Source organism: Paenibacillus sp. FSL W8-1187 (assembly GCF_037965485.1).
In the GTDB taxonomy this organism is placed as follows: Bacteria; Bacillota; Bacilli; order Paenibacillales; family Paenibacillaceae; genus Paenibacillus_O; species Paenibacillus_O pasadenensis.
The window spans coordinates 4209094-4235595 of sequence record NZ_CP150181.1 but is presented as its reverse complement, the minus strand read 5'-3'; the positions used below and the strand labels follow the sequence as shown (position 1 = coordinate 4235595).

The 26502-nt window shown below is 63.8% G+C and carries 19 protein-coding genes and 1 riboswitch; of the genes, 17 read left to right on the top strand and 2 right to left on the bottom strand.

What is annotated here, in order from left to right; translation table 11 throughout:
- Window positions 1–46 precede the first annotated feature (46 nt).
- Window positions 47–156: riboswitch (SAM riboswitch) on the top strand.
- 117 nt (window positions 157–273) lie between these two features.
- The 4 genes from metA to mqnC all read left to right on the top strand — a co-directional run bounded on the left by metA (window position 274) and on the right by mqnC (window position 5023).
- Complete coding sequence (gene metA / locus NYE40_RS18250) at window positions 274–1191, top strand: homoserine O-succinyltransferase (RefSeq protein ID WP_028599252.1); 918 nt, start codon at window positions 274–276, stop codon at window positions 1189–1191.
- A gap of 24 nt (window positions 1192–1215) precedes the next feature.
- A complete protein-coding gene (locus NYE40_RS18245) occupies window positions 1216–2385 on the top strand; it encodes an aminotransferase class I/II-fold pyridoxal phosphate-dependent enzyme (protein WP_028599251.1) in 1170 nt (389 codons plus the stop codon).
- The gene (locus NYE40_RS18240) at window positions 2382–3581 is read left to right on the top strand and encodes an aminotransferase class V-fold PLP-dependent enzyme (protein ID WP_043111415.1); all 1200 of its coding nucleotides are present in this window, start codon (window positions 2382–2384) and stop codon (window positions 3579–3581) included. Before NYE40_RS18245 ends, NYE40_RS18240 begins: the two co-directional genes overlap by 4 nt.
- Before the next feature lie 308 nt (window positions 3582–3889).
- Window positions 3890–5023 (top strand): cyclic dehypoxanthinyl futalosine synthase, encoded by a 1134-nt coding sequence (mqnC, locus tag NYE40_RS18235; RefSeq protein ID WP_028599250.1) that lies wholly within the window; start codon window positions 3890–3892, stop codon window positions 5021–5023.
- 1812 nt (window positions 5024–6835) lie between these two features.
- On the opposite strand, the gene NYE40_RS18230 is transcribed toward mqnC, so the two are convergent.
- Window positions 6836–7957 carry a GGDEF domain-containing protein gene (locus tag NYE40_RS18230; RefSeq protein ID WP_043111414.1) on the bottom strand — a complete coding sequence of 374 codons (1122 nt, stop codon included), beginning with the start codon at window positions 7955–7957 and terminating at the stop codon, window positions 6836–6838.
- Between the two features lie 205 nt (window positions 7958–8162).
- Between NYE40_RS18230 and NYE40_RS18225 the strand changes: the two genes are divergently transcribed.
- From NYE40_RS18225 to NYE40_RS18215, 3 genes are all read left to right on the top strand, one after another.
- Window positions 8163–9110, top strand: a complete 948-nt coding sequence (locus NYE40_RS18225) for a putative sporulation protein YtxC (protein WP_052333319.1) — start codon at window positions 8163–8165, stop codon at window positions 9108–9110.
- 349 nt (window positions 9111–9459) lie between these two features.
- On the top strand, window positions 9460–11400 hold the full coding sequence (gene thrS, locus NYE40_RS18220; protein ID WP_028599249.1) for a threonine--tRNA ligase: 1941 nt from the start codon (window positions 9460–9462) through the stop codon (window positions 11398–11400).
- Between the two features lie 154 nt (window positions 11401–11554).
- The gene (locus NYE40_RS18215; RefSeq protein WP_339278767.1) at window positions 11555–12397 is read left to right on the top strand and encodes a 3D domain-containing protein; all 843 of its coding nucleotides are present in this window, start codon (window positions 11555–11557) and stop codon (window positions 12395–12397) included.
- 47 nt (window positions 12398–12444) lie between these two features.
- Here the strand turns inward: NYE40_RS18215 and NYE40_RS18210 are convergent, their stop codons facing one another.
- Complete coding sequence (locus NYE40_RS18210; RefSeq protein ID WP_028599248.1) at window positions 12445–12903, bottom strand: Lrp/AsnC family transcriptional regulator; 459 nt, start codon at window positions 12901–12903, stop codon at window positions 12445–12447.
- A gap of 384 nt (window positions 12904–13287) precedes the next feature.
- On the opposite strand from NYE40_RS18210, the gene liaF reads away from it, so the two are divergent.
- The 10 genes from liaF (at window position 13288) to NYE40_RS18160 (ending at window position 26369) form a co-directional block, all read left to right on the top strand.
- Window positions 13288–14454, top strand: a complete 1167-nt coding sequence (gene liaF / locus NYE40_RS18205; protein WP_339278766.1) for a cell wall-active antibiotics response protein LiaF — start codon at window positions 13288–13290, stop codon at window positions 14452–14454.
- Window positions 14455–14464: 10 nt separating this feature from the next.
- Window positions 14465–15502, top strand: coding sequence for a HAMP domain-containing sensor histidine kinase (locus tag NYE40_RS18200; RefSeq protein ID WP_101808030.1), 1038 nt, complete (start codon window positions 14465–14467; stop codon window positions 15500–15502).
- Window positions 15499–16161 carry a response regulator transcription factor gene (locus NYE40_RS18195; RefSeq protein ID WP_101808029.1) on the top strand — a complete coding sequence of 221 codons (663 nt, stop codon included), beginning with the start codon at window positions 15499–15501 and terminating at the stop codon, window positions 16159–16161. The genes NYE40_RS18200 and NYE40_RS18195 overlap by 4 nt, the downstream gene beginning before the upstream one ends.
- Before the next feature lie 154 nt (window positions 16162–16315).
- Entirely contained in the window at window positions 16316–16735 is a 420-nt protein-coding gene (locus NYE40_RS18190) for a YugN family protein (protein WP_028599244.1), read from the top strand.
- 199 nt (window positions 16736–16934) lie between these two features.
- A complete protein-coding gene (locus NYE40_RS18185) occupies window positions 16935–18533 on the top strand; it encodes a trypsin-like peptidase domain-containing protein (RefSeq protein WP_028599243.1) in 1599 nt (532 codons plus the stop codon).
- Window positions 18534–18670: 137 nt separating this feature from the next.
- Window positions 18671–19366, top strand: coding sequence for a response regulator transcription factor (locus NYE40_RS18180; RefSeq protein WP_028599242.1), 696 nt, complete (start codon window positions 18671–18673; stop codon window positions 19364–19366).
- A gap of 1 nt (window position 19367) precedes the next feature.
- Complete coding sequence (locus tag NYE40_RS18175; RefSeq protein WP_339278765.1) at window positions 19368–20843, top strand: HAMP domain-containing sensor histidine kinase; 1476 nt, start codon at window positions 19368–19370, stop codon at window positions 20841–20843.
- An 86-nt stretch (window positions 20844–20929) separates the two neighbouring features.
- Entirely contained in the window at window positions 20930–21880 is a 951-nt protein-coding gene (locus NYE40_RS18170) for a 4-hydroxy-3-methylbut-2-enyl diphosphate reductase (RefSeq protein WP_028599240.1), read from the top strand.
- Window positions 21877–22431 (top strand): DUF2062 domain-containing protein, encoded by a 555-nt coding sequence (locus tag NYE40_RS18165; RefSeq protein WP_101808026.1) that lies wholly within the window; start codon window positions 21877–21879, stop codon window positions 22429–22431. The genes NYE40_RS18170 and NYE40_RS18165 overlap by 4 nt, the downstream gene beginning before the upstream one ends.
- A 1580-nt stretch (window positions 22432–24011) precedes the next feature.
- A complete protein-coding gene (locus tag NYE40_RS18160) occupies window positions 24012–26369 on the top strand; it encodes a glycosyltransferase family 39 protein (protein WP_339278764.1) in 2358 nt (785 codons plus the stop codon).
- The last annotated feature ends 133 nt before the right edge of the window (window positions 26370–26502 follow it).

The window sequence follows — 26502 nt, the reverse complement described above, 5'->3', positions numbered from 1 at the left end:
ATTGTAGAGGGGAGCAGCAACCTGACCACGAACTGAATACGTAACTTTCTTATCAAGAGTAGGCGGAGGGACCAGCCCGATGAAGCCCGGCAACCGGCGTTGACACGCACGGTGCTAATTCTTGCGGACATGAAGCGCATGTCTGAGAGATGAGAGAGGTGCATGTGTTTCCATACACGACCCCTCTCTGTCAGGATAGGGGTCTTTTTTTGCGCCCTTATCCGTGACGGTATTCGGTACGGCCGATTCGCTAGCCGAGAAGGAGTGACCATCATGCCAATCAAAGTGCCCGATTTTCTGCCGGCCAAGGAAGTGCTGGCGGAGGAAAATATTTTCGTCATGGACGAGAGCATCGCCTACCAGCAGGACATCCGCCCGCTGCGGATCGCGATCCTGAACCTGATGCCGACCAAGGAGACGACCGAGACGCAGCTGCTGCGCCTGATCGGCAACACGCCGCTGCAGGTGGAGGTCGTGCTGCTGCATCCGCAGTCCCACACGTCCAAAAATACGAGCTCCCAGCATCTGCAGTCGTTCTACAAGACGTTCTCCGAGGTGGCCCATCTGTACTTCGACGGGCTCATCATCACCGGCGCCCCGGTCGAGCATCTGCCGTTCGAGCAGGTCACCTACTGGGAGGAGCTCAAGGACATCATGGACTGGAGCCGCAGCCACGTCACCTCGACGTTCCATATCTGCTGGGCGGCGCAGGCGGGACTGTACCACCACTACGGAGTGGAAAAATACGACCTCGACCAGAAGATCTTCGGCGTCTACCCGCACACGATCAGCAAGCGCAACGTCAGCCTGCTGCGCGGCTTCGACGAGCTGTTCTTCGTGCCGCAGTCGCGGCATACGGACGTGCGCCGCGAGGACATCGAGCGCATCGGCGATCTCGAGATCCTGTCCGAGTCGCCGGATGCCGGCGTCTACCTCGTCGCCTCGCGGGACGGACGGCAGATCTTCGTCACCGGCCATTCCGAATATGATCCGGAGACGCTCAAGTACGAGTACGACCGCGACATCGCCAAAGGCATGGCCATCGCGCTGCCGGCCAACTACTACCCGGGCGACGATCCGTCCCGGCAGCCGTTGTCGACCTGGAGAGCCCATGCCAACCTGCTCTACAGCAACTGGCTCAACTATTACGTGTACCAGCAGACGCCGTTCGAGCTTGGCGCGCATATCTGATTCGCAAAGGAGACCTTGAAGCCCATGAAGATTGAAAGCCGCCTTGCCCAGATCGGATCCATCCAAGAGCCCGTCACCGGTGCCGTCAGCTTCCCGGTATACCAGGCGACGGCGTTCCGCCATCCCCGCCTCGGCGAAAGCACGGGCTTCGACTACGCCCGCACGAAAAGCCCGACCCGCGCCGTCCTCGAGGAAGCGGCGGCGGAGCTCGAATCGGGCGACGCCGCCTTCGCCTGCAGCTCCGGCATGGCCGCGCTGCAGACGATTTTCGCGCTGTTCAGCCAAGGCGACCATCTGATCGTCTCGCTCGATCTGTACGGGGGCACGTACCGGCTGCTCGAGCGCATCATGTCCCGTTTCGGCGTCACGACCTCCTACGTCGACACGAACGACATCGAGGCGATGGACAAGCTGCTGCAGCCGAATACAAAGGCGGTCCTCATCGAGACGCCGACGAATCCGCTCATGATGATTACGGACGTCGAGGCCGTCTGTACATGGGCCAAGGCCAAGGGCATCCTGACGATCGTGGACAACACGCTGCTGACGCCGTTTTTCCAGCGCCCGCTCGAGCTCGGCGCCGACATCGTCATCCATAGCGCGACCAAATATCTCGGCGGCCACAACGACGTGCTCGCCGGCCTCATCGTCACCAAGGGCAAGGAGCTGTCCGCCGAGATGGCGGTGCTGCACAACTCGATCGGCGCCGTCCTCGGTCCGCAGGACAGCTGGCTGCTCATGCGCGGGATGAAGACGCTCGCGCTGCGCATGGAGCGCCATCAGTACAATGCGACCCGCCTGGCCGAGTACCTCCAGGGGCATGACGCGATCGCGGAGGTGTTCTACCCGGCGCTCCCCGAGCATCCGGGCCATGACGTGCAGAACCGCCAGTCGTCCGGCAACACGGGCATTTTCTCCTTCAAAGTGAAGGACGCGCGCTACGTCGAGCCGATTCTGCGGCATATCCGGCTGATCGCCTTCGCCGAAAGCCTCGGCGGCGTCGAGTCGCTCATGACGTATCCGGCCGTGCAGACGCATGCCGACATTCCCGAGGAGATCCGCCGCGCCGTCGGCGTCGACGACCGGCTGCTGCGCTTCTCCGTCGGCATCGAGCATGCCGACGACCTGATCGCCGATCTCGGCCAGGCGCTGGAGGCGGCGCGCCGGGAGATCGCCGGCGAGGTGACGGCATGAGCGGCCGCGTACCGGGGCAGGACGACGCGCGCGGACCTCACAAGGCGCCCTCCGAGCGCCGCTTCGCCACGAAGCTGCTGCATTTCGGCGGAGAGATCGACGCGGTCACCGGCGCCTCCAGCGTGCCGATCAACCAGGCGTCGACGTTCCACCATCATGACATCTACGCCCCGCCGGCGTTCGACTACAGCCGCTCCGGCAACCCGACGCGCGCGGCGGTCGAGAGCGCGATCGCGCTGCTCGAGGGCGGCACGCGCGGCTTCGCCTTCGCCTCCGGCATGGCGGCGATCTCGAGCGCGCTGCTGCTGCTGTCGGCGGGCGACCACATCATCGTCACCGAGGACGTCTACGGCGGCACGTACCGGCTGCTGACGACGATCCTGACGCGCATGAACATCGAGACGACGTTCGTCGACATGACCGACCTGGGTGCGGTCCGGGCGGCGCTGAAGCCGAACACGGCCGCCGTCTTCATGGAGACGCCGTCCAATCCGACGCTCAAGATCACCGATGTCGCCGCCGTCGCCGCCTGGGCCAAGCAGCATGGCCTGCTGACGATGGTCGACAACACGTTCATGACGCCCTATCATCAGCGTCCGCTCGAGCTCGGCGTCGACATCGTGCTGCATAGCGCGACCAAGTTCCTCGGCGGCCACAGCGACGTGCTGGCGGGGCTGGCGGTGACGAAGGACGAGGCTCTCGGCAAAAGGCTGTACGCGCTGCAGAACGGCCTCGGCTCCGTGCTCGCCCCGCAGGAAGGCTGGCTGCTCATGCGCGGCATGAAGACGCTGCAGGCGCGCATGGACCAGAGCGAGCGCAGCGCGAGACGGCTCGCCGAGTGGCTCGCCGCGCGCCGCGACATCGTCCGCGTCTACTATCCGGGCTTGCCGGAGCATCCCGGCCGCGACGTGCATGAGCGCCAGTCGCTCGGCTACGGGGCCGTCGTCTCGTTCGACGTCGGCAGCGGCGAGCGGGCCAAGCGCGTGCTGAGCCGCGTCCAGCTGCCGCTCGTCGCGGTCAGCCTTGGCGCCGTCGAGAGCATCCTCTCCTACCCGGCGATGATGTCGCATGCCGCGATGCCGCCGGAGGTCCGCGCCGAGCGCGGCATCGGCGACGGACTGCTGCGCTATTCCGTCGGGCTGGAGCATATCGACGACCTGCTGGAGGATCTGGAGCAGGCGCTTGACGAGAACTGACGGTTTTCAGATGTGACTTTTTTCCTAGCAGTCCCGTCGGCTCGTCCGGCCGGGCTGCTTTTTGCATCGTGGACACAAGCCGAGCTCGGATGCAACACCGCGCGCGGCTTGAATGGAGCGGCTGCGGCGGGCGGAAGCTCCGCTTGCTCCTCCGTGCTCGCTCTACGTCACGGGATTGCAACGTGACGAGGGATGCCGTTCATGTTACGATAGGCTGTGAAAATAGGAACGTAGTGAATCATGACAGCGGCGGCGCCGCCGGGCGATCGGGCCCGGTCGCCGCCTCGCGATAGAAGGAGGCCGCAAGGATGCAACAAGTGGACCGCGTGCTGGACAAGGCGCTGCAGGGCGAGCGGATCAGCCTCGAGGACTGCATCGTCCTTCTGGAGTCGGACGAGATTGAAAAAATGGGACGGGCCGCGGACGAGATCATGAGGCGGCGCCATCCCGAGCCGATCGTCACCTTCAACATCGGCCGGAACATCAACTACACCAACGTATGCGACGTGTACTGCCGCTTCTGCGCGTTCTACCGTCCGCCGGGCTCCAAGGAAGGCTATGTGCTGCCGGACGAGACGATCCTGCAGAAGATCCAGGAGACGGTGGATGTCGGCGGCGACGAGATCCTGATGCAGGGCGGGGTCAACCCGGACCTGCCGTTCGAGTATTACCTCAATATCCTGCGCAAGATCAAGGACCGGTTCCCGGGCATCACGATGCACAGCTTCTCCCCGGCGGAGATCCAAAAGATGAAGGTGCTCTCCGGCCTGTCGCTCGACGAGACGCTGCGCGAGCTGCATGAGGCGGGTCTCGACTCGCTGCCGGGCGGCGGCGGCGAGATCCTCGACGACCGGACGCGCCGCAAGATCAGCCGGCTCAAGGGCTCCTGGACGGACTGGATGGACACGATGAAGGCCGCCTGGCGCAACGGCATGAACACGACCGCCACGATGGTGTACGGCTTCGGCGAGTCGATGGAGGAGCGGGCGCTGCATATGCTGCGCGTGCGCGAGGCGCAGGACGAGTGCAAGGAGCTCGGCTATCCTTCGCCCGGCTTCCTGGCGTTCATCACCTGGCCGTTCCAGCCGGACAACACGAACCTCAAGCGCGAGAAGTCCAAGCCGGAGGAATACCTCAAGATGGTCGCGATCAACCGGATCATGCTGGACAACATCCCGAACATGCAGGCGAGCTGGGTGACGATGGGGCCGGAGATCGGCAAGCAGTCGCTGTCTTACGGCGTCAACGACTTCGGCAGCACGATGCTGGAGGAGAATGTCGTCTCCGCCGCCGGCACGACGCATAAGGTCAACATCGAGCTGATCCTGCAGTATATCCGCGAGGCCGGCAAGATTCCCGCGCAGCGCAACACGCGGTATGACATTCTTCGCGTCTTCCACGAGGGCGAGCATGCCGAGCGCGATTTTGTGATGCAGAACTGAAGCTGGACGTAGTGGAGGAGCCTTTTCCCGATTCCGGGAAAGGGCTTTTTTGTCGTTGGACAAGAAGCCCGCTGCGCGAACCGAGCCACTCCCGGTGGACAAGCAGTCCGCTGCGCGATCCGAGCCACTCCCGGTGGACAAGCAGTCCGCTGCGCGAGCCGGGCCACTCCGTTGGACAAGAAGTCCGCTGCGCGACCCGAGCCACTCCCGGTGGACAAGAAGGCCGCTGCGCGACCCGAGCCACTCCCGGTGGACAAGAAGTCGGCTGCGAGAGCCGGGCCTTTCTCGGCAGGCAGCCGACAGCATACTAAGGACAAGAAGCCCGCTGCGCGATCCGAGCCACTCCGGTGGACAAGAAGCCCGCTGCGCGATCCGAGCCACTCCGGTGGACAAGAAGTCCGCTGCGCGAACCGAGCCTTTCTCCGATTCCACTGGAAGCCGGATGCCCGGATTGCCTGACCTCCCATGCGGAGGCCATCCGTCTTCCAAGAGGACCGCTGCCGCTTCTCCGAAAGGCATCGGCTCGCTTCGCTTGCCTTGTCCCAGCCCGCTGCTCCCCCTTTTTATTTGGGGGAGGGGTCGTCTCCCGCTTACCTGGGAGACGGCGGCGCTTATCGCAGCCGGCACGATTCGGCTGCCGCAGATCAGCCAGCAAGCCGCATGCGGCTTGCCGCCTCTCCCCCCTCGACTCGGGCGTATAAACCAAATCGCTGGCGCGAACCAAGGCGCTTGCGTGCCCCCCTCGTAGAGCCGGCACGCCAACTATCCTTTTGGAGATGCGCGGAAAAACCGAGTAACTCGGTCAAGTAGAGGGGCAAACGGAGGGAGTTACGCGGAAAAACCGAGTAACTCGGGCAAGCAGGGGCCAAACGGTCGGAGTTGCGCGGAAAAACCGAGTAACTCGGGCAAGCAGGGACCAAACGGTCGGAGATGCGCGGAAAAACCGAGTAACTCGTGCATTGGGAGGGCCAAACAGTCGGAGTTACGCGGAAGAACCGAGTAACTCGGGCAAGCGGAGGCCGACCCGGTGAGAGTTGCATGGAAAAACCGAATAACTCGGGCAAGTAGAGGGGCAGCAGAGGCGTTTCGAGAAAACACGGAACGAGTCCAAAGAAGCTGCAATGCAATTGGAACAAGGCAATGCAAACCGAATACCAAGCGCGAAGCATGAGTTTGAACTAGGCAGAGCTTGCGAGCAGCTGTAACCCGATTAATTCAGGTTGGAGGCCGAAAGACGAGCTTGCGAGCAGCTGTAACCCGATTAATTCGGGTTGGAGGCTGAAAGACGAGCTTGCGAGCAGCTGTAACCCGATTAATTCGGGTTGGAGGCTGAAAGACGAGCTTGCGAGCAGCTGTAACCCGATTAATTCGGGTTGGAGCCTAAGAGACGGGCTTGTGAGCCGCTGTAACCCGATTAATTCGGGTTGGAGCACGAAAGACGGCATTAGCACTTAACCGATCGGATCGTGATGGGGCTAGCGGTAATGAGCGAGGGCACCGAGCCTATCGTTGAAACCAAAGAGCGAAGCGGACGGGGGCTCGTGGAGAAGCGTCAGCGTTTCCCTTGGAGGCCGGATTCCTTCCGTTTCGGAAGAATAGAATCAAAGGAATCTGGGCTCCAGGGAGATCGGAACGAGTTCCCGCTCCGCGAAGCGGATGCAGGGTTCACTTGCTCCGCGAAGCGGATGCAGGTTTCACTCGCTCCGCGAAGCGGGTCCATGTTTCACTTGCTCCGCTTCGCGGGTCCCGGCTTCACCCGCTCCGCAAAGCTGAAAAAAAGCCCCTTCCCGCAGGAAAGGGCTGTCATAATACTCACTGCCACGCGAAGCGGGACTTCGACCCGGGGTCGGGCTCCGCTGCGGCGGTGACGATGCGATTTTTGCCCGTGGACTTGGCGGCGTAAAGCGCCTGATCCGTGCGCACGAAAAATCGCTCCTTGCCCTCGCCGAGGTAATCGGCGAAGCCGATGCTCACCGTGATCTTGCGCGAGCCGAGCTCCTCGTACGAGGCCGCCTCGATGTTATGGCGGATCGTCTCGAGGAGCTGCAGCGACTTGTCGGCGCTTTTGTCCGTGAAGATGAGCGCCAGCTCCTCGCCGCCGTAACGGGCGACGAAGTCGTTCATGCCGGCCTGGGAGCGGACGAGATCGGCGACCTGCTTGAGCACGGAGTCGCCGGCGCGATGGCCGAACTGGTCGTTGACGGACTTGAAGTTGTCGATATCGATGAGGGCAAGCTGCAGCGGCATCGAGGTCGTATCGTGATGCTCGATCAGCTTGTCCAGGTATTCGTGGAACGTAATATGGTTGTACAGCTCGGTCAGCGCATCGGTCTTGGCCAGCTTGTCCATCAGGATGTTCTTGACGAGCAGCTCCTGGTTGGACTTGGCGGCGTGGATGTAGTAGCTGCGCATCTCCTTGCCTCGGGAGATGACGCCCCAGGCGATGAGGCAGAACGCTCCCAGCATCGCGGTCAGCGACAGGATGCCGACGACGGAGATGTCCAGGCTCCGGTTGAAGAAGTACAGGCTGTACAGCGTCGTCAGCGACATGACGACGGCGGCGATGAGCTTGCGCGAAGAGAAGTAGAAGATCGAGACGAGCACGGGCAGGAACAGCGCCGGAATGATGTAGCCGATCTCGATATTGATGTCGACGATGATGAAGGTCAGCAGCGAGGAAGCCGCCAGCAGCGCATAGTCGCGCAGCCGCTCCTCGAGAAAGCGCAGGCAGAGCTCCGTCAGCACGAGCACGCTCAGATGGAGTGACGTCGGCAGCAGCATGTAGCGCCGCAGAAAGACATCCGGAGCAAGCGGAGTGATGAAGATCAGAAACAGGCCTTCCAATATGACCATCAAGACGAGCAGGCACCAGAAGCCGTTCATCAGCATCCGGTTCCAACGCGCCCGGGTGAAGTCGAGCAATTGATCATCCAAGGTTAGGTTCACTCCAGCTAGAAAGCTAATGATGCACGCACGTTAACCAATATACCATGAATATGGATTCAATCCAATCCTCCTCTAAATAGATATTTCATGATTAACCACCATTTTCCTACATCTATAGGGCTTGGAGCCGACTCCTTCCGAGCCGCATATCCGACCGCGCTCAGCCATATACTAGCGGAAGGAAGGGAGGCGGATGGCGATGGAACTGCTTGTCGTGGAGCTCATCGATAAAGGAGAGGACGGCGGAGCCGCGCTGCTGGACCGTCTGAACGCGCTCGCCGCCTCGGTCGCGAGCCAAAACGGAGCCGCCTCGGAGGAGCCTCTCTGGAGCTGGCGGCTGTCGGAGGAGGGCTGCCGGCTGAGCTGCATGGCGAATCTGCCCCGCTTCCGGCTCGGCGAGCACGGAGCGCTGCTGTACGACGGCGCGGCCAGCGTCCTGTCCGACTATATCGTCGATCGGCATGAGGGCGATCTGATCCGCCACATCATCCGCAAGAACTACCGCTATTCGCGGGAGGAGGAGCTTGCGGTCGAGCGCTGCTGCGGCCTCGTGCTGTCCGGCGAGCAGTGGAGCCCCGGAGAGGACGGTCCTTCGCCGACAGCCGGACGCAGCCAGCGGAGCGGCCGGATCGCCGCCGAGCTGAGGGCCTACATCGAGGAGAACTCGAGCCTGCATCTGCAGGGCTACGTGACGTTCCGCCTGCACGGCTATTGGCAGGAGCTGCGGGAGGCGGCGGAGTACGCGGTCGAAGAATACGTGATGGATAAGCAGTATCAAGAATTCATCTCGCTGCTCAAGTATTATGTAGCCTCGCAGCCGAGCCGCCGCGGCCTCGTGCATGTGCTGCATGAGCCCGAGCGCGGCATCCGGCTGCTCGACGAGCGCTGCGAGCCGCTCGACATGCGGTCGGAGGAAAAGGCGCTGTCCGAGCTCGTGGACGCGGAGCTGAACATGGAGGACATGGTGCTGAGCAGCCTGATCGCCGCCTCGCCGGCTTCGATCCGGATCCATACGTCTGATCCGGAGCATCAGGTCGTGCGCACGATCCGGTCGATCTTCGACAGCCGGATCGGCATCTGCGAGGGCTGTCCCGACTGCGCCGGACAGCGCAGGGAAGGATTGGGCGGCGGCGAGCCTTGACGGGCTCGCCTGATCGTCGCTATAATGGCATCACAAAGCCGTGACGAAGACACGCGGCATCCGACAGCCCTTTTTCAGAGACGGGAGCCTTGGCTGCAAGCCCCCGATGCGAGCGCGGATGGCGTACCCCTTCGAAGCTGCAGGATGGAACCCGGTCCCCCGGCAGTATATCCTGACGACTCGTCCCCGTTACCGGACATCAGGAGAACGCTCCTTTTTCGGCCGGCGCGGCCGAGGGACGTTGAATGAGGGTGGAACCACGGGTCTGAACCGACAGCACTCGTCCCTTTGCGGGACGCAGTGCTTTTTTGCGTCCTGACACACTTCTATTTCACGGAGGCGAATGGACATGGCAGTAGAAATCAAGCTCCCCGACGGAGCGGCGCGCTCGTACGAGGCGGGAGCGACCATCGAGGACGTAGCCGGCTCGATCAGCTCCGGCCTGCGCAAAAACGCGGTCGCCGGCAAGCTGGACGGCAAAGTCGTCGACCTGAACACGCCCGTGACCGAAGGCGCGGTCGTCGAAATCGTCACGCTCGACTCGGCCGACGGCCTCGAGGTGTACCGGCACAGCACGGCCCATCTGATGGCGCAGGCGATCAAGCGCATCTACGGCGACAAGACGGTGAAGCTCGGCATCGGGCCGGTCATCGAGGACGGCTTCTATTATGACATCGACATGGAACAGTCGCTTACGCCGGAGGATCTGGAGAAGATCGAGAAGGAAATGGAGCGCATCATCAAGGAGGACGTGCCGATCCGCCGCCGCGAGGTAAGCCGCGAGGAAGCGGTCCGCCTCTTCGCCGAGCTGGAGGACCCGCTCAAGCTGGAGCTGATCCGCGACCTGCCGGAGTCGGCCGTCATCTCGATCTACGACCAGGGCGAGTTCTTCGACCTGTGCCGCGGACCGCATCTGCCGAGCACGGGCCGCATCAAGGCGTTCAAGCTGCTCAGCGTGGCGGGCGCCTACTGGCGCGGCGACTCCAAGAACAAGATGCTGCAGCGCATCTATGGCACGGCATTCCCGAAAAAGGCTCAGCTCGACGAGCATCTGCATCTGCTCGAGGAAGCGAAAAAGCGCGACCACCGCAAGCTCGGCCGCGAGCTGAAAATGTTCACCTTCTCCAAGGAGGTCGGCCAGGGCCTGCCGATCTGGCTGCCGAACGGCGCGCGCGTGCGCCGCACGCTCGAGCGCTACATCGTCGACCTGGAGGAGCGTCTCGGCTACCAGCATGTGTACACGCCGGTGCTCGCCAACGTCGAGCTGTACAAGACGAGCGGACACTGGGAGCACTACAGCGAGGACATGTTCCCGAAAATGGTCATGGACAACGAGGAGCTCGTCCTGCGCCCGATGAACTGCCCGCACCATATGATGGTGTTCAAGAGCGACATGCGCAGCTACCGCGATCTGCCGATCCGCGTCGCCGAGCTCGGCACGATGCACCGCTACGAGATGTCCGGAGCGCTTACCGGCCTCCATCGCGTGCGGGCGATGACGCTCAACGACGCGCATATCTTCTGCCGTCCCGATCAGATCAAGGAGGAGTTCGCGCGCGTCGTGAACCTGATCCAGCAGGTGTACGAGGACTTCGGCATCAAGGAGTACCGCTTCCGCCTGTCGTACCGCGATCCGAAGGATACGGAGAAATACTTCCAGAACGACGAGATGTGGGAGATGAGCCAGCGCATGCTGCGCGAGGTCGTCGAAGAGCTCGGCTTGCCGTTCTTCGAGGCGGAGGGCGAGGCGGCGTTCTACGGGCCTAAGCTCGACGTGCAGATTAAGACGGCGCTCGGCAAGGAAGAGACGCTCTCCACCGCCCAGCTCGACTTCCTGCTGCCGGAGCGGTTCGAGCTGGAGTACGTCGGCGAGGACGGCAAGAAGCATCGTCCGGTCGTCATCCACCGCGGCATCATCAGCACGATGGAGCGCATGACGGCGTTCCTGCTCGAGAACTTCGCCGGCGCGCTGCCGCTCTGGCTGAGCCCGCAGCAGGCGCGCGTCATCCCGGTGTCCCAGGCGTACGAGAGCTATGCCCGCAGCGTCGAGGAGCAGTTGCTCGCCGCCGGCGTGCGCGCCGAGAGCGACCTGCGCAACGAGAAGCTCGGCTACAAGATCCGCGAGGCGCAGCTGGAAAAAATTCCGTACATGCTCATCGTCGGCGAGAACGAAGCCGGAGCCGGCACCGTCTCGGTTCGCAAGCGCGGCGAGGGCGACCTCGGCGCCCGTCCGGTCGCCGAGCTGGCGGCTCAGCTGGCGGAGGAGATCCGCAGCAAAGCCGTGCAATAGGATCACGTCTACAGGTATCATCGACACCGTATGGATCGTGATCAACGACCCGAAATCAGCGCTCTCCAGCAAGTGGAGGGCGCTTTTTTTGGCCCAAATCTGAATAAGCCCCGGCGGCGGCGGGTAACCTCCGTCTAAAGGGGAGATTGCCACCATGCCGAAAGGCTATCGAAAGCATCCATCTGCGAATCCGCGGTTCGCCTGGACGTTCGTCCATCCGCTGCTGCTCGTGCTCGTCGCCGCGCTTTGCCTGGCCGCCGGACGAATCGTCGTCGTGGCGGACGAAGCGAAGCAAGCCGCTGAGCCGGCAGCCGCTGCCGGGGCGAAGCGCGAGGAGCCGCGCGAGACGAGCCGAATCCGGATCGCGGCAGCTCCAGTCAAGCCGCTGCGCGAGACCGCCGGACTCGTCGCTCTGAACGCGCGAGCCGCCGTCCGTGACGGCGCGCAGGGCCAGCCCGGCATCGCCCGGCTGCAGCGCGTCATCCGGGCGCGCGAATCCGCGGCGGCGAGGCCGGCGATTCCACAGCGGCGCCATGCGGCGGACAAGCTTGCCTCCGCCGCTCCGGCGAGCCGCGCGCTTCCGGCCGCCCTCAAGTCGATCTCGGTGCTCGCGACCGGCTATACGGCCGGCATCGAGTCGACAGGCAAAAAGCCGGGGCATCCGCTCTACGGCATCACCCGCTCCGGCGTCAAGGTCCGGCGCGGCGAGGTGTCGACGATCGCCGCCGACACGAAGGTGATGCCGATCGGCACGATCGTTTATGTGCCCGGCTACGGGTACGGCGTCGTCGCCGATACCGGCTCCAAGATCAAGGGTCGGCGCATCGACCTTTATTTCGATACGACGAAGCAGGTATACAAGGAATGGGGCAAGAAGCAGGTCACCGTGCAGGTGCTGAAATACGGCAGCGGGAAGCTCGACCAGTCGACGCTGAACCGGTTGAACCAAGCGATGAAGACCGGCAAGGGACTGCTGCTCGACGAACAAAAAAGCTGAAGCCTCCCTCGGGAGGCTTCAGCTTTTTTGCGCTTCATATCGGAATGCTAGACGTCCAGCCCGCTGGCTGACTTGTATTTCTTGATCATGAGCTGGGTCTGCACATTGACGACGCCTGGGAGCACATAGAGCTTGTCGTAGAGAAACATCTCCAGCTCCTCCTCGTCCCGCAGCAGGGCGTGGACATGGAGCGTGCTGGAGCCGGTCATCTGGTAAATGCTGATGACCTGCACCTCCTCGGACAGCTGGAGGCCGACGGCGTCGACGTGGCGTGGCTCGACCTGCACTTCGAAAAAGGCCGAAACCGTCCGTCCGAGCTTGGCGACATTGACGCGGACGGTGAAATGCTCCAGCACGCCGCTCTCAAGCAAGGACTCGACGCGCTTTTGGATGGCGACGCGCGACAGGCTCAGTGTCTCCCCGATCTTGGCGTAAGGCATCCGTCCGTTCTCTAGAAGCAGCTGTACGATCCGTTGATCGATCTCGTCCAGGTGGGGGAGCTTCATGGCCGTTGAACTCCTTTCTAGAATCCACTTTAATGTTAATAAACATAACATATGGATAGGAAAATGAATAGAGGTTTTTGATTGCGAACAGCAACGCCGCCTCGTCCATTTAACGCTTTATGCAAGTAAAATGAGGAGGCTGGAGAGTGCGGCGGGAAAAAATGGATTCACTGGAGCGCTTGCGCCGCATGAGCTATGTGAGATGAATGTGAGGAAAGCGGCTTCGGGCGGCTTTCCCTTCCAGCTGCCGAAAGCAGGAGCCGCAACCTGTCCTCGGTCTGCAGACCGAGGCGGGCATCGACCGCCAGCCTCTGGAGGGATGCATTTCCATGCGCTATACTTCAACTATCACAAACGGTATTACATCCAAGGAGCGTGTCATAGATGAACCATGCCAAACTGAACCAGGTGCTGACGGGCCTCGCCATCATCGGAATCGGGGCGCTGTTCCTGTTCCATACGGCCGGACTGTTCGGCTTCGAGCCGCTCGGCATCGGCGAGTTCATTTCCCGCTACTGGCCGATCGCGCCGCTTTATGTCGGCGTGTCGATGCTGCTCGCCGGAGGGTTGCTGCCGGGAATCGCGGTGACGCTATTCGCGTTCGTCATGCTCAGCCGCAATACGGGCATCTACGATCTTGAATTCAGCGACGCGATGCGCTACCTGATTCCGGTGGGCATCATCGCCTATGGCCTCCAGCTGCTGCTGGTCCGCTCGGGCAAAAGCCATCGCAAGGAGCTCAAGGAGGATGAATGGACCTCCTACAATTCCTATCCGGACGACGTGCCGGAGCCGCCTCCGCTGCATCCCGATCCGCTCGGCAAGGATCTGGATCGGGAAGGCCGGCCGGAGGCCGGCTCCGCTCCTCCGCCGCCTTATGGCGACGAGGCCGGACGGCGCGGAGACGCCGGCGCGGGCCAAGGCGGCGGTGGCGGCGGTGGCGGCGGTGGCGGCGGAATATTCGGAGGCGGCGGTGGCGGAGGATCTCAGGGGAAGGACGACTGGCGGGAGGAGCTGCGCCGCGCCAAGCAGGAGCTGAAGCATGATTTCAAGGAGATCAAGGAAGATATCCGGGAAGCGGCCAAGCACGGCCGCCACTCCCATCGGTCCCATCGCCGCGAGCGCCAGGAGGGGGCCGGCGGGCGCACCGAATGGTGGAACACCGACGAGAACGTCCAGACCCGTTCCAACTTCATCGGGGACATCCATCTCGGCCATGACTATTGGGATCTGGTCCCGCTCAACATCTCGCATTTCATCGGCGACACGGTGATCGACTTGACGCGCGCGAACATCGCGCCCGGAGAGACGCGGATTACGGTCAGCTCGTTCATCGGCGACGTCAAGGTATTTCTGCCGACGGACTGCGACATCGGCATCCAGGTCGTCTCCAGCGCGTTCATCGGCGACTCCAAGGTGCTGGGACGCAAGGAAGGCGGCATGTTCCGCCACATGGACACGCAATCGTCCGGCTACCGCGACAACGAGCGCCGGATCAAGCTGGTATGCAGCACATTCATCGGCGATGTGCGAGTGACGAAGGTCGGGTGAGAAATCGGTCATGATGGTCAAGCTGCTGAGAAGCGGGAAGATGGAGCTCGTGATGTTTTTCATCGTCAGCTCCGTGCTTCCGTGGAGCATCCTTTATGCAATCAAGCATGCGGTCATGCCGGAAGCCTCTACGGCGCAGCTGTGGGCGATCGGCACGATCGTGTTCACGCTGACAAGCGTAGGCTTCGGGTACGGCGTGGGCCGCAGGCAGCAGTCGCGCATCGACGCTCTGCACCTGGCGCTCAAGCAGGCGGCGCAGGGCAATCTCGCCGTTCGCCTGCCGGAGCGCGAAGGCTACTCGCTGGGCGCCGCCTACGCGGAGTTCAACGAGCTGGCGAGCAAGCTGGAGCGGCGGCTGCAGGTGATGCAGCGGCAGAACGAGATGCATGTACTGCAGCAGGCGGCTTCTAATGAAGAAGCGGTGCTCGAGGAGCGCAAGCGGCTGGCGCGCGACCTGCATGACACGGTGAGCCAGCAGCTGTTCGCCATCCATATGTCGGCCTCCTCGCTGCCCAAGCTGCTCGCGGCGAGTCCGGAGCGCGCGGGCGAGGTGATGGAGCAGCTCATCACGATGAGCTCCCATGCACAGAAGCAGATGCGCGGCCTGATCGCCCAGCTGCGCCCGCTGGAGCTGGAGGGGCGCTCGCTCGAGGATGCGCTGGAGCGATGGTTCCCGGACTATTGCCGGCAGAACGGCCTGCAGGGCGAGCTGGACTGGCGCGTGCAGGGCAGCATATCCGAGGCCAAGGAGCATCAGCTGTTCCTGATCGTGCAGGAGGCGATGGCCAACGTCGTCAAGCATGCGCAGGCGACGAGCGTCACGCTCAGCCTGTCGGACAACAGGACGGGGCTGACGATGCTGCTGCAGGACGACGGCCATGGGTTCCGCGCGGATCAGGTCCGGCCGGGATCGTACGGGCTGTCGACGATGCAGGAGCGGGCGCTGCAGCTCGGCGGAGACGCCGCCATCGTCAGCAAGCCGGGAGGAGGCACCCGCATTCGGGTGTCGCTCCCTAATTATGGAGCAGAGGAGCGGGCGGAAGGATGACGGAGACGCAAACATGCCGGATCATGATCGTAGACGACCACGATATGGTGAGGATGGGACTGAAGACGTATTTGATGCTGGAGCCGAAGTTCGAGGTCGTAGCGGAGGCGGGCAGCGGCGAGGAAGCGCTGCGGCTGCTGGAGAAAGGCTTGCCGGACGGTCCGCCGGACCTCGTGCTGATGGATCTGATGATGCCCGGCATGGACGGCGTCGAGACGACGCGCCGCGTCATCGAGGCGTTCCCGGAAATGCGCATCGTGCTGCTGACGAGCTTCCTCGAGGACGAGAAGGTCGTCGCCGCGGTGGAAGCCGGGGCGGTCAGCTACGTGCTCAAGACGGTCAGCTCCGAGGAGCTCGTCTATGCGCTGAACGGAGCGCTGCGCGGCATGCCGGTCATGACCTCCGACGTATCCCAGGCGCTTACGCGCGGCTTGCGCCAGCGCTCCGCGCAGGGCGTCGACGAAGGGCTGACCGAGCGCGAGAAGGAAGTGCTGCTGCTCATCGCCGAAGGACGGGCCAACAAAGAAATCGCCGAGGAGCTTCATATCAGCATCAAAACGGTTAAGACCCATGTAAGCAACCTGCTTATGAAATGCGAGATGGAGGACCGGACCCAGCTGGCCGTCTATGCGCACCGCAAGGGCTGGGCCAAAAGCTGACCGGCCGGGCGCGGCACGAGCGCCTGCGCGCCTCTGGCGCCGATCCGCTCCGATGAACATCGGGCGCTGCTTGCATGGCGCCTCTTCTCTCGCACATAAGCCGGCTCCCGTCAGGGAATGCTGATCCTACTTGAGCCGACAAGGAGAGGTGTCCATGATCGCGATTCAATCCCCGCTGGAGGGGACCGAGCATGATTTCGTTCAGATCAAGCGCGTGCTGGAAAAGCAGGGCTTCGTGCTGGGAGGCAACTGGGACTACGGCAGCGGCTCCTTCGATCTGAACCTCGACGAGCAGAACAAGGTGTGGCTGCGCCTCGGCTTCGACGTGCTGCGCGGCAACATCGACGACCAGACGGAGGACAACGACGCCTCCATCAAGCTGACGACGCCGTATGTGCTTCGCCATCTGTACCGGGAAGGCAACGATCCCGAGGCGAAGGCGCGCACGGTCGGCGCGCTGTTCGACCAGTTTCAGGCGCCGGTCGATCCGGACGCCGAGGTGGACGGCAAGTGGGTCGATCAGGCCGGCGAGCAGCTCCGCCGCGCGGAAGATCAGCTGCTGACGGCGCGCTGACGTGGATATCCGGCTCGCGGACAGCGAGAAGGAACGGGAAGTTCAAGAGCCCACGCCCCGAAATTGGGGCGCATGGGCTTTTTTATGTTGTCTTAAACGCTTTTTCAGTTTCTTTTAAGGAAGGTTGTGCATGATAGGAACATACCAGTCAGGCGCCGCTAGGCGCATCTCATAGAGGACTAAGAGGAGGAACATGGACATGGACGATCGCAAGCGCTATGACGAGTTTTGGAACGGCAAGGACTCCGAGCCGGGGCAGGAGCGGGAAGAGCGGCAGGAGCGCGAGGAGCGCTCGGATCGAGCTCAAGGCTCTTCCTCCTACTATTATTCGTACGGGCCGTTCAAGCAGGGCCAGCCGGACGGCGCGCAGCGAGAAAGCTCCCGTCTGCCGGAGGAGCGGGCTCAGGCCGATAGCGAAGAAGCCGCTCCCCGCAACGTCGTCGTCACGCCGCCGCGCCAGCTCCGGCCGTTCGTGCCCGCCTCCTCGGCCGGCAAGGGCGAATGGCAGGGCGGCGGCGGCGGAGGCGGCAAGAAGCGCGGCAGCGGGCTGCGCACGGCGGCCGTCTCGTTCCTGGCCGGCGTCATCGCCGTCGGCGGCCTGATGTGGAAAGCCGACACGGACAATTGGTTCACCGGCGATTCCGCTCCGGCGGTCGCCCTCTCCGGCCAGAACTCCACGAACGTGCCGGCGAGCGGCAAAGCTTCCACGGCCTCCGACACGACCCGCCCGATGAACATCGCCCAGATTTCCGAGCAGGCGTCGCCGGCAGTCGTGCTCATCACGACGTTCGCGAGCGGGCGCAGCAGCAGCTCCGGCAGCAGCCTGTACGACGATCCGTTCTTCCGTCAGTTCTTCGGCGACCAGTTCGGAGGCGGCCAGGGCGGCCAGGGCAACGGCGGTCAAGGCGGAAGCGGCGGCGAGCTTCAGGAAACGGGCCTCGGCTCCGGCTTCTTCTTCGAAAAGGACGGCTACATCCTCACCAACCAGCACGTCATCGACGGCGCTCAGGAGATCAAGGTCAAGGTGCAGGGCGAAAGCAAGGAGCTGACCGCCAAGCTGCTCGGCTCGGCCAAGGATCTCGACCTGGCCGTGCTGAAGGTCGAGCCGGTGGACGGCAAGGAATTCCCGACGCTGCCGCTCGGCGACTCCGAATCCGCGGCGATCGGCGACTGGCTCGTCGCCATCGGCAACCCGAACGGCTTTGACCATACGGTGACGGTCGGCGTGCTCAGCGCCCGCGAGCGCACGATCCAGGTCGCGGCGGACAGCACGGGCAGCACGGCGCGCACGTATCAGCATCTGCTGCAGACGGACGCCTCCATCAACCCCGGCAACTCCGGCGGACCGCTGCTCAACACGAGCGGCGAGGTCATCGGCATCAATACGGCCATCAGCGCGGACTCGCAGGGCATCGGCTTTGCGATCCCGACGTCGACGATCAAGGAAGTGCTCGAGCAGCTGAAAAGCAGCCAGAACGTCACGATGCCGACGCCGTTCATCGGCGCGACGCTCGCGGACATCAGCGAGCAGATGCAGCAGAACCTCGGCCTGCCGAGCACGGACGGCTCGATCGTGCGCGAGACGCTGTTCAACTCGCCTGCGTACAAGGCCGGACTGCAGCAGTATGACGTCATCACCGGCCTGGACGGCAAAGCCTATGCCAAGAAGGAAGAGCTGATCGCGGAAATTCAGAAGAAAAAAGTCGGCGACAAGGTCGTCCTGGACGTCATCCGCAAGGGCGACAAGATGCAGGTGACCGTGGAGATCGGCGACAAGAGCAAGTTCGACGTGCAGTAATTCCCGGGAGCCGGCGATTTATGGCGGCAGGCCGGAGCCGCTCCAGACGCGCAGGCGCTTTGAACAGGCGCCTGCGCTTTTGCATGCGGCAGGAATACGGTACGATAGAGGCAGCATGGACGGAAGGGGAGCGGAACATGAGACCGCATATCGTCATCGTCGACGACGACGAGAAAATCATATCGATGCTGCGCCGCAGCCTGGCTTTCGAGGGCTATGAGGTGACGACGGCGAGCAACGGACTGGAAGGGCTCAAGGTGCTGCTCGGCATCGAGCCGCAGCTGCTCATCCTCGACGTGATGATGCCGCAGGTGGACGGCTGGGAGGTATGCCGCCGCGTGCGCGAGGGAGGCAGCTCCGTGCCGATCCTCATGCTCACGGCCAAGGACGACATCGGCGACCGGGTCAAAGGGCTCGATCTCGGCGCGGACGACTACCTCGTCAAGCCGTTCGCGCTGGAGGAGCTGCTGGCGCGGGTGCGCGCCCTGCTGCGGCGCAAGCCGGACAAGCTCGAGGAGCCGTCGAACCGGCTCGTCTTCGAGGACCTCGTGCTCGATCTCGATTCGCGCGAGGCGATCCGCGGCGGGCGGCGCATCGAGCTGACGGCCAAGGAGTTCGACCTGCTGCAGTATTTCATGAGCAACCCGAAGCGGGTGCTGACGCGCGACTCCATCATGGATAAGATCTGGGGCTACGACTACAGCGGCGAATCCAACGTGCTCGAGGTGTACATCGCCATGCTGCGCCAGAAGACCGAGGACGCGGGCAAGGAAGCCCGCCTCATCCAGACGGTGCGCGGCACCGGCTACGTGCTGCGCGGGGGAGGGGGCTGAGATGCCGATCCGCCTCAAGCTGACGCTCTGGTACAGCGGCATCCTGGCATTCGTGCTGCTGATCCTGAGCGGTTCGGTGTATGCTTTCCTCTACCACAACACGTACAACGAGATGAAGGGCAAGCTGCAGAATCAAGGCCAGAACCTGGGGCAGCAGATCGTGCAGAACAGCGTGTTCGATCCCGGCCGGCTGCAGCTCAACCGGTCTTCTTATCTTCAGGACGAGTATTACATCCAGATCTACAATTATCGGACCAGCGAGGGACAGCAGTCTACGGGCCTGGCGCAGCGCAAGCTCGTCTTCCCGTACGAGAAGGACCCCTCCAAAGTCGGCGAGGCGCGCTTCGTCAAGACGGTCGTCTCCGGCAATCCGTTCTACATCTACGAGGTGCCGATCCAGGCGACGAGCACCCAGCAGACGGTCGGCCTGCTGCAGGTCGGACTGTTCGTCGGCGCGCAGGAGAACCTGCTGCAGCAGCTGCGCACGATTCTCGTGTTCTCGTCGATCATGGGGCTGCTGCTGGCGTTCTCGGTCGGGCTCATCATGGCGCGGCAGGCGCTGCGGCCGATCGAGATCGTCATTCAGGCGGCGGAGCAGATCGACAAAGGCTCCGACCTGCGCATGCGCATCGCCTGGGACGGGCCGAGCGACGAGCTCGGGCGGCTGACCGACACGCTCAACGGTATGCTCGGGCGGATGGAGCGCGCCTACAACGAGCTCGACGAGGCGTACGACGCGCAGCGGCGGTTCGTCTCCGACGCCTCGCATGAGCTGCGCACGCCGCTGACGACGATCCGGGGCAACATCGACCTGCTTGAAAAGATGTGGACGCCCGCACTCGAAGCCGAGGCCGGCCGCTCCGAGCCGATCTCGGAGCAGGAGGCGCTGCGCCAGGAGATGTCGCGCGAGTCGATGCGCGACATCGGCGACGAGGCGCGGCGCATGAGCCGGCTCGTGAACGACCTGCTCGCGCTCGCTCGCGCCGACGCCGGCTTCGTCATGGAGAAGCAGCCGATCGAGCTGCTGCCGCTGCTCGACGATGTCGTGCGGCGAGCCGCGCTGCTGCCGCGCACGGCGCAGTGGCGGCCGGGCGACCTGTCGGTGCTGGAGGGCATCGGCGTGGTCGGCAACGCGGATTACTTGCGCCAGCTCATGTTCATTTTCATCGAGAATGCGTTCAAGTACACGCCGGAGGGCTTCGTGCGGCTGGAGGCGACGCTGAGCGGCGGCCAGGCCGGCATCCTGATCCGCGACACCGGCCTCGGCATGAGCCCGGAGCAGATCCCGCACATCTTCGAGCGGTTCTACCGCGCCGACGAGTCGCGGGGCGTGACGAGCGGCACCGGCCTCGGCCTGTCGATCGCCAAGTGGATCATCGACGAGCACGGAGGCTCGGTCGAGGTTCATACGAGCCCAGGCGCGGGCACGACGTTCACCGTCTGGCTGCCCGTCGCCTTTTCCGTCCCGGCTAGATAGAGTATACTGGAGACAGCTAGCGCCGCGGGCTCGGGATTCCTCAGCGGGATCTTCACGAGCGGCGGCAGGGAAGGCAGGTCATCCAAGTGGAAGTTGTCAAAATATCGCCCAGGGGCTACTGCTACGGGGTCGTCGACGCGATGGTGCTGGCGCTGCAGACCGCGCGCAATCTCGACCTCCCGCGCCCTATCTATATTCTCGGCATGATCGTGCACAACGCGCATGTCACGGACGCCTTCAAGGAAGAAGGCATCATCACGCTCGACGGCGAGAATCGCCTGGAAATCCTGGAGCAGGTCGAGTCGGGCACCGTCATCTTCACCGCGCACGGCGTTTCTCCGGAGGTGCGCCGCCGTGCCAAGGAGAAGGGGCTGACCGTCGTCGACGCCACCTGTCCGGACGTCACCAAGACGCATGACCTCATCCGCGAGAAGACGGCGGAGGACTACCAGATCATCTATATCGGCAAAAAGAACCATCCCGAGCCGGAAGGCGCCGTCGGCGTCGCGCCGGACCGCGTGCATCTGATCGAGCGCGAGGAGGACATCGAGCGGCTGGACGTGACGGGCGACCGCATCCTTATCACGAACCAGACGACGATGTCGCAGTGGGACATCCGCCATCTCATCTCCCGCCTGCTCGAGAAATTTCCGCATGCGGAGATTCACAACGAGATCTGCCTCGCGACGCAGGTGCGCCAGGAAGCGGTCGCCGACCAGGCGGGCGCGGCGGAGCTGACGATCGTCGTCGGCGATCCGCGCTCCAACAACTCCAACCGGCTCGCGCAGGTGTCGGAGGAGATTTCCGGCGTGCCGGCCTACCGGATCGCCGACCTGTCCGAGCTCAAGCTGGAGTGGCTGCAGGGCAAGCAGCGCGTCTCGGTCACGTCCGGCGCCTCGACGCCGACGCCGTTGACGCGCGAGGTCATCCAGTTCCTGGAGCAGTACGACGAGCAGGACCCGGCCACCTGGGAGCTGAAGCGGACGGTCGACATGGCCAAGCTGCTGCCCAAGGTCAAGGTCAAGTCGACCCCATGACCGCCCGTAGAGCAGCGGAAAGGCCGCGGCGGGCGGGACTTCGCGGCTGGCTGGCCGGCATCCGCCGCTGGGCGCGCTTCAAGCTGCTGCAGCTGCTGCGCGCCCCGGGCGGGCCGACCTTCGTCGCGACGGGCTTCGCCGTCGGCTTTTTCTGCGAGATGTTCACGCTGCCGACGTACGGTCTCGCGTTTTTCTTGATCTTTCCGCTCATCTATGTGCTGCGGGGGAGCTTGGCGGGCGCGCTCGTCGGCTTCGTGCTGGGCAAGGTCGTTTATTTGCCGCTCGCTTACCTGCACTCCGTCGTCGGAGGGTGGGTGCTGCCGACGCGGCTCAGCTTCCATCTGCCGCTCATCGGCGAGGAGATTAACCGCATGCTGCTGCTCAACCTCAAGCTGATCGTCGGCGGCATGGTCGACGGGCTGTGGATCGGCGCGGTGCTGTTCATCGCGATGCGCTCCTTGCTGCTTTATCTGGCGGCGCAGCGCAAGGAACGGCGCCGGCTTCGTCGGCGCCCCGGTGCTGCGGCCGAGCCGGACATCGCGCGGGGCTGAGCGGAGCGCTGTCCGCTTGGCGGCCTGCTGATGGCAGCCGCCGGCGCAGGCAGCGTCGCATTTGCCATTCACCTAAGCCGTCCGCGAGCTTCGAGCTCGCGGACGGCTTTTTGCGCGTCACGCCGGCCTTCGGAGTAGCGCGGAAAAACCGAGTAACTCGGGTAGGGGGAGGCCGAACCGGTGGGAGTAGCGCGGAAAAACCGAGTAACTCGGGCAGGCGGGTGCCGAACCGGTGGGAGCTGCGCGGAAAAACCGAGTAACTCGGGCAGGCGGGGGGCGAACCGGTGGGAGTTACGCGGAAAAACCGAGTAACTCGGGCAGGCGGGTGCCGAACCGGTGGGAGCTGCGCGGAAAAACCGAGTAACTCGGGCAAGCGGGTGGCGAACCGGTGGTAGTTGCGCGGAAAAACCGAGTAACTCGGGCTGGCGGGTGGCGAACCGGAGGGAGTTGCGCGGAAAAACCGAGTAACTCGGGCTGGCGGGTGCCGAACCGGCGGGAGTAGCGCGGAAAAACCGAGTAACTCGGGCAAGCGGGTGGCGAATCGGAGGGAGTTACGCGGAAAAACCGAGTAACTCGGACAGGAGGAGGGCGATGCGCATCAAGTACCTTTTGCCAAGCATGAGTTGGAACTAAGTGGAGCGAAGTAAACGGGGCTCGTGTAGCGACAGCGATTCCTCTGAAGCTGGATTCCTTCCGCTACAGAGGGGCTTACGAATAGCTGTAACCCGATTTAATCGGGTTGGAGCTTGAAGGACGGGCTTGTGGGCCGCTGTAACCCGATTTAATCGGGTTGGAGCTTGAAGGACGGGCTTGAGAGCCGCTGTAACCCGATTTAATCGGGTTGGAGCTTGAAAGGCGAGCTTGTAAGCCGCTGTAACCCTAAGTTTTCGGCATTCAGCTCGATATAGGATTTTTTCTAGGGTTCCGGAGAAATGCGCTCAAAGAAATCTGGGGTGCATGGAGAGCATAATGAGTTTCCACTCCGCGGTTGGAGGCAGATTCGGCATTATTCTCTAAACGATCGTATCGGTGAGGTCACGAGAGTTAGTGCTGATGAGCGAGGGCACCGAGCCTATCGTCGAAACCAAAGAGCGAAGCGGACGGGGGCTCGTGGAGAAGCGTCAGCGGTTCCCTTGGAGGCCGGATTCCTTCCGTTTCGGAACAGGGAATCAAAGGAATCTGGGCTCCAGGGAGATCGGAACGAGTCTCCGCTCCGCGAAGCGGGTGCAGGTTTCGAATGAGCTAGCTCGCAGCAAAGCGGGTGCAGGTTTCGAATGAGCTAGCTCGCAGCAAAGCAGGTGCAGGTTTCGAACGAGCTAGCTCGCAGCAAAGCGGATGCAGGTTTCGAATGAGCTAGCTCCGCTCCGCGAAGCAGGTGCAGGTTTCGAATGCGCTAGCTCGCAGCGAAGCGGGTGCAGGTTTCGAATGGCCAGCTCCGCGCAAAGCGGCCCATTCAGATCCCGAATCCTGGTCGTCCGCCCCAGTGGTTCGTTTTGAGCGCGGCCTCGTTCATTTTTCGTTCATTTTGATCCCGTAAGATGGTGGAATCAGCCCGGATTGGACGAGGAGAGTGGGAAACGATGAACGGACAAGAGAAGGCGGCGCGGCTGCGCCGCGGCATCGCCGTGGACGGCTGGCTGCTGGCGGCGGTCGCCGCCGCGGTCTTCCTGAACGGATACGGCATCTGGCAGGAGGCCTATGCCAACACGTACTACACGACGGCGGTCGGAAGCATGCTGCAGAGCTGGCACAACTTCTTCTACGGCTCACTGGACTCGGCCGGGTCGGTGACGGTCGACAAGCCGCCGCTGACCTTCTGGATCCAGGCGGCGTTCGCCTGGGTATTCGGCCTGCAAGGCTGGTCGGTCATCCTGCCGCAGGCGCTGGCGAGCGTCGCGACCGTACCGTTGCTGTACGCGTGCGTGAAGCCGACGTTCGGCGCAGTGGCGGCGCGTGCGGCCGCCTGGGCGATGGCGCTGACGCCGGTCGCGGTCGCGGTGTCGCGCACGAACAACATCGACGGGATGCTCGTGTTCACGCTCGCGCTCGCGGCCTGGTTCCTGCTGCGCGGCGTCCGCGAAGGACGCGCGGGCAACCTGCTGGCCGCCTTCGCGCTGATCGGGGCGGGCTTCAACATGAAGATGCTGCAGGCGTACATGGTGCTGCCGGCGTTTTACCTGCTCTATGTGCTGGGCGTGCGGATGAAGGCAAAGGCGAAGTACGGCCTGCTGGCCGGCTGCACGGCTCTGATGCTGCTGATCTCGGTCTCGTGGGCGGTCGTCGTCGACGCGGTGCCGGCGGACAAGCGGCCGTACGTCGGCAGCAGCGAGACGAACTCCGTGCTGGAGCTGGCGTTCGGCTACAACGGCATCTCCCGCCTGACCGGCGACCGCGGCGGCGCGGGCGGCCAGGCGGGACAGGGAGGCTTCCCCGGCGCGATCTCGCCGGACGGCACGATGCAGGACGCAACCGGGCAGGGCGGGTCAAGCGTCTTCGGCCAAGGCGCGGCGGATGGCGGTGGGGCTGGCGGGAATGCGGCCGGCAGGCCGGGCGCGGCTGGCGGCGCAGGCACAGACTCCGGAGCAGAGCGGCCGGAGGGCGGAGGCGCAGGAAGATTCGCTGCCGGAGGCTTCGGTTCTGCCGAAGGCAGGACGTTCGGCGATGGCGGAGGCCGGATGGGCGGCGGAGGCGGCATGTTCAACACGGGCGAGGCGGGGCCGCTGCGCCTGTTCCAGCAGTCGCTGTCCGGCCAGGCCAGCTGGCTGCTGCCGCTGGCGCTGCTGTCGGCGCTCGTCCTGCTCTTTCCGCTGCGTCTCCACAGCCTGACGGCGGCGCAGAAGGAGACGCTGTTCTGGCTGGCGTGGCTGCTGCCGGCAGCGGCATTTTTCAGCGTCGCAGGCTTTTTCCACTCGTATTATCTCATCATGCTGGCGCCGCCGATCGCCGCGCTGGCAGGCGCCGGAGCGTGGACCCTATGGGTCCGCTACCGCGAGGGGGCGGGCTGGCAGTCCTGGCTGCTGCCGGCCTCGATCGCCGCGACCGCGCTGTTCCAGTGGTACATCCTGCAAGCCTACGAATCCACGATCGGGCTCGGCTGGTCGATCGCCGTCGCCGGTCTCGGCCTGCTCGGCGCGCTTTTGCTCGGCGCGACCGCGACAGCGGGAAGAGACCGCCGCTCCGTCCGCTGGATCGCGGCAGCCGGGCTGGCCGTGCTGCTGATCGGCCCGGCCTACTGGTCGGCGACGCCGATCGTGTACGGGCAGAACTCGATGATTCCGGCCGCCGGACCGGACTCCGGCATGGGCGGCTTCGGCGGGGCGATGTCGGGCCGAGCTGCGGCCGGCATGGCCGGCGGTTTCCCCGGCGGTTTCCCCGGCGAAATGCCGGCCGCGGGGGGACCGGGCGGCGCCCAAGGCAATGGCGCGGATGACGGCGCAGGCGGCGGCTGGAGCGGGGGAGCCCCAGGCGGAGGGCAAAGCGGCGGGGCGAATCCGCAGGCGCAGGGCGGCATGGTCGGCATGATGCCCGGCTCGTTCTTCGGAGGAGGTCGCGGCGAGGCGGTTTCGGTCGATCCGGGCTTGCTCGCGTACTTGCGGGACAACCAGACGACGGACTACCTGCTTGCCGTATCCGACTACGGTACGGCGGCCCCTTACATTGTCGGCGAAGGCGAGAAGGTCGTCATCCTGCACGGCTTTCAAAACTCCGATCCGGTCTACGACGAACAGAAGCTTGAAGCGCTCGTCCGTTCGGGCAAGGTGAAGTATTTCCTCGTCGGAGGCGGAGGCTTCGGGGGCGGCGGACGCGGCGGCAGCAACGGCGGCAGCGGCAGCGATCTGAATGCCTGGATCGCCGAGCACGGCAAGGCGGTCGATCCGTCCGCCTACGGCTCCTCCGCGAGCGGAGCGGCGACGCTGTATGAAGTGACGCTCGATTAGCGGCAGGCGGCCGCTCCCTGGCTTCGGGGAGCGGCCGCTTTTCGTGCGAGGAGCGGGCCGCCTGCTCTGGAAGGGCGTCTTGACAGAGGGAGCGGAATCGCGTATATTTACTTTAGCAAATAAAAGCATAAAA

Bases quoted from the DNA above. Each gene is read 5' to 3' on its own strand.
- metA (WP_028599252.1), top strand. From the start codon at position 274: ATGCCAATCAAAGTGCCCGATTTTCTGCCGGCCAAGGAAGTGCTGGCG.
- NYE40_RS18245 (WP_028599251.1), top strand. From the start codon at position 1,216: ATGAAGATTGAAAGCCGCCTTGCCCAGATCGGATCCATCCAAGAGCCC.
- NYE40_RS18240 (WP_043111415.1), top strand. From the start codon at position 2,382: ATGAGCGGCCGCGTACCGGGGCAGGACGACGCGCGCGGACCTCACAAG.
- mqnC (WP_028599250.1), top strand. From the start codon at position 3,890: ATGCAACAAGTGGACCGCGTGCTGGACAAGGCGCTGCAGGGCGAGCGG.
- NYE40_RS18225 (WP_052333319.1), top strand. From the start codon at position 8,163: ATGGCGATGGAACTGCTTGTCGTGGAGCTCATCGATAAAGGAGAGGAC.
- thrS (WP_028599249.1), top strand. From the start codon at position 9,460: ATGGCAGTAGAAATCAAGCTCCCCGACGGAGCGGCGCGCTCGTACGAG.
- NYE40_RS18215 (WP_339278767.1), top strand. From the start codon at position 11,555: ATGCCGAAAGGCTATCGAAAGCATCCATCTGCGAATCCGCGGTTCGCC.
- NYE40_RS18210 (WP_028599248.1), bottom strand. From the start codon at position 12,903: ATGAAGCTCCCCCACCTGGACGAGATCGATCAACGGATCGTACAGCTG.
- liaF (WP_339278766.1), top strand. From the start codon at position 13,288: ATGAACCATGCCAAACTGAACCAGGTGCTGACGGGCCTCGCCATCATC.
- NYE40_RS18200 (WP_101808030.1), top strand. From the start codon at position 14,465: ATGATGGTCAAGCTGCTGAGAAGCGGGAAGATGGAGCTCGTGATGTTT.
- NYE40_RS18195 (WP_101808029.1), top strand. From the start codon at position 15,499: ATGACGGAGACGCAAACATGCCGGATCATGATCGTAGACGACCACGAT.
- NYE40_RS18190 (WP_028599244.1), top strand. From the start codon at position 16,316: ATGATCGCGATTCAATCCCCGCTGGAGGGGACCGAGCATGATTTCGTT.
- NYE40_RS18185 (WP_028599243.1), top strand. From the start codon at position 16,935: ATGGACGATCGCAAGCGCTATGACGAGTTTTGGAACGGCAAGGACTCC.
- NYE40_RS18180 (WP_028599242.1), top strand. From the start codon at position 18,671: ATGAGACCGCATATCGTCATCGTCGACGACGACGAGAAAATCATATCG.
- NYE40_RS18175 (WP_339278765.1), top strand. From the start codon at position 19,368: ATGCCGATCCGCCTCAAGCTGACGCTCTGGTACAGCGGCATCCTGGCA.
- NYE40_RS18165 (WP_101808026.1), top strand. From the start codon at position 21,877: ATGACCGCCCGTAGAGCAGCGGAAAGGCCGCGGCGGGCGGGACTTCGC.
- NYE40_RS18160 (WP_339278764.1), top strand. From the start codon at position 24,012: ATGAACGGACAAGAGAAGGCGGCGCGGCTGCGCCGCGGCATCGCCGTG.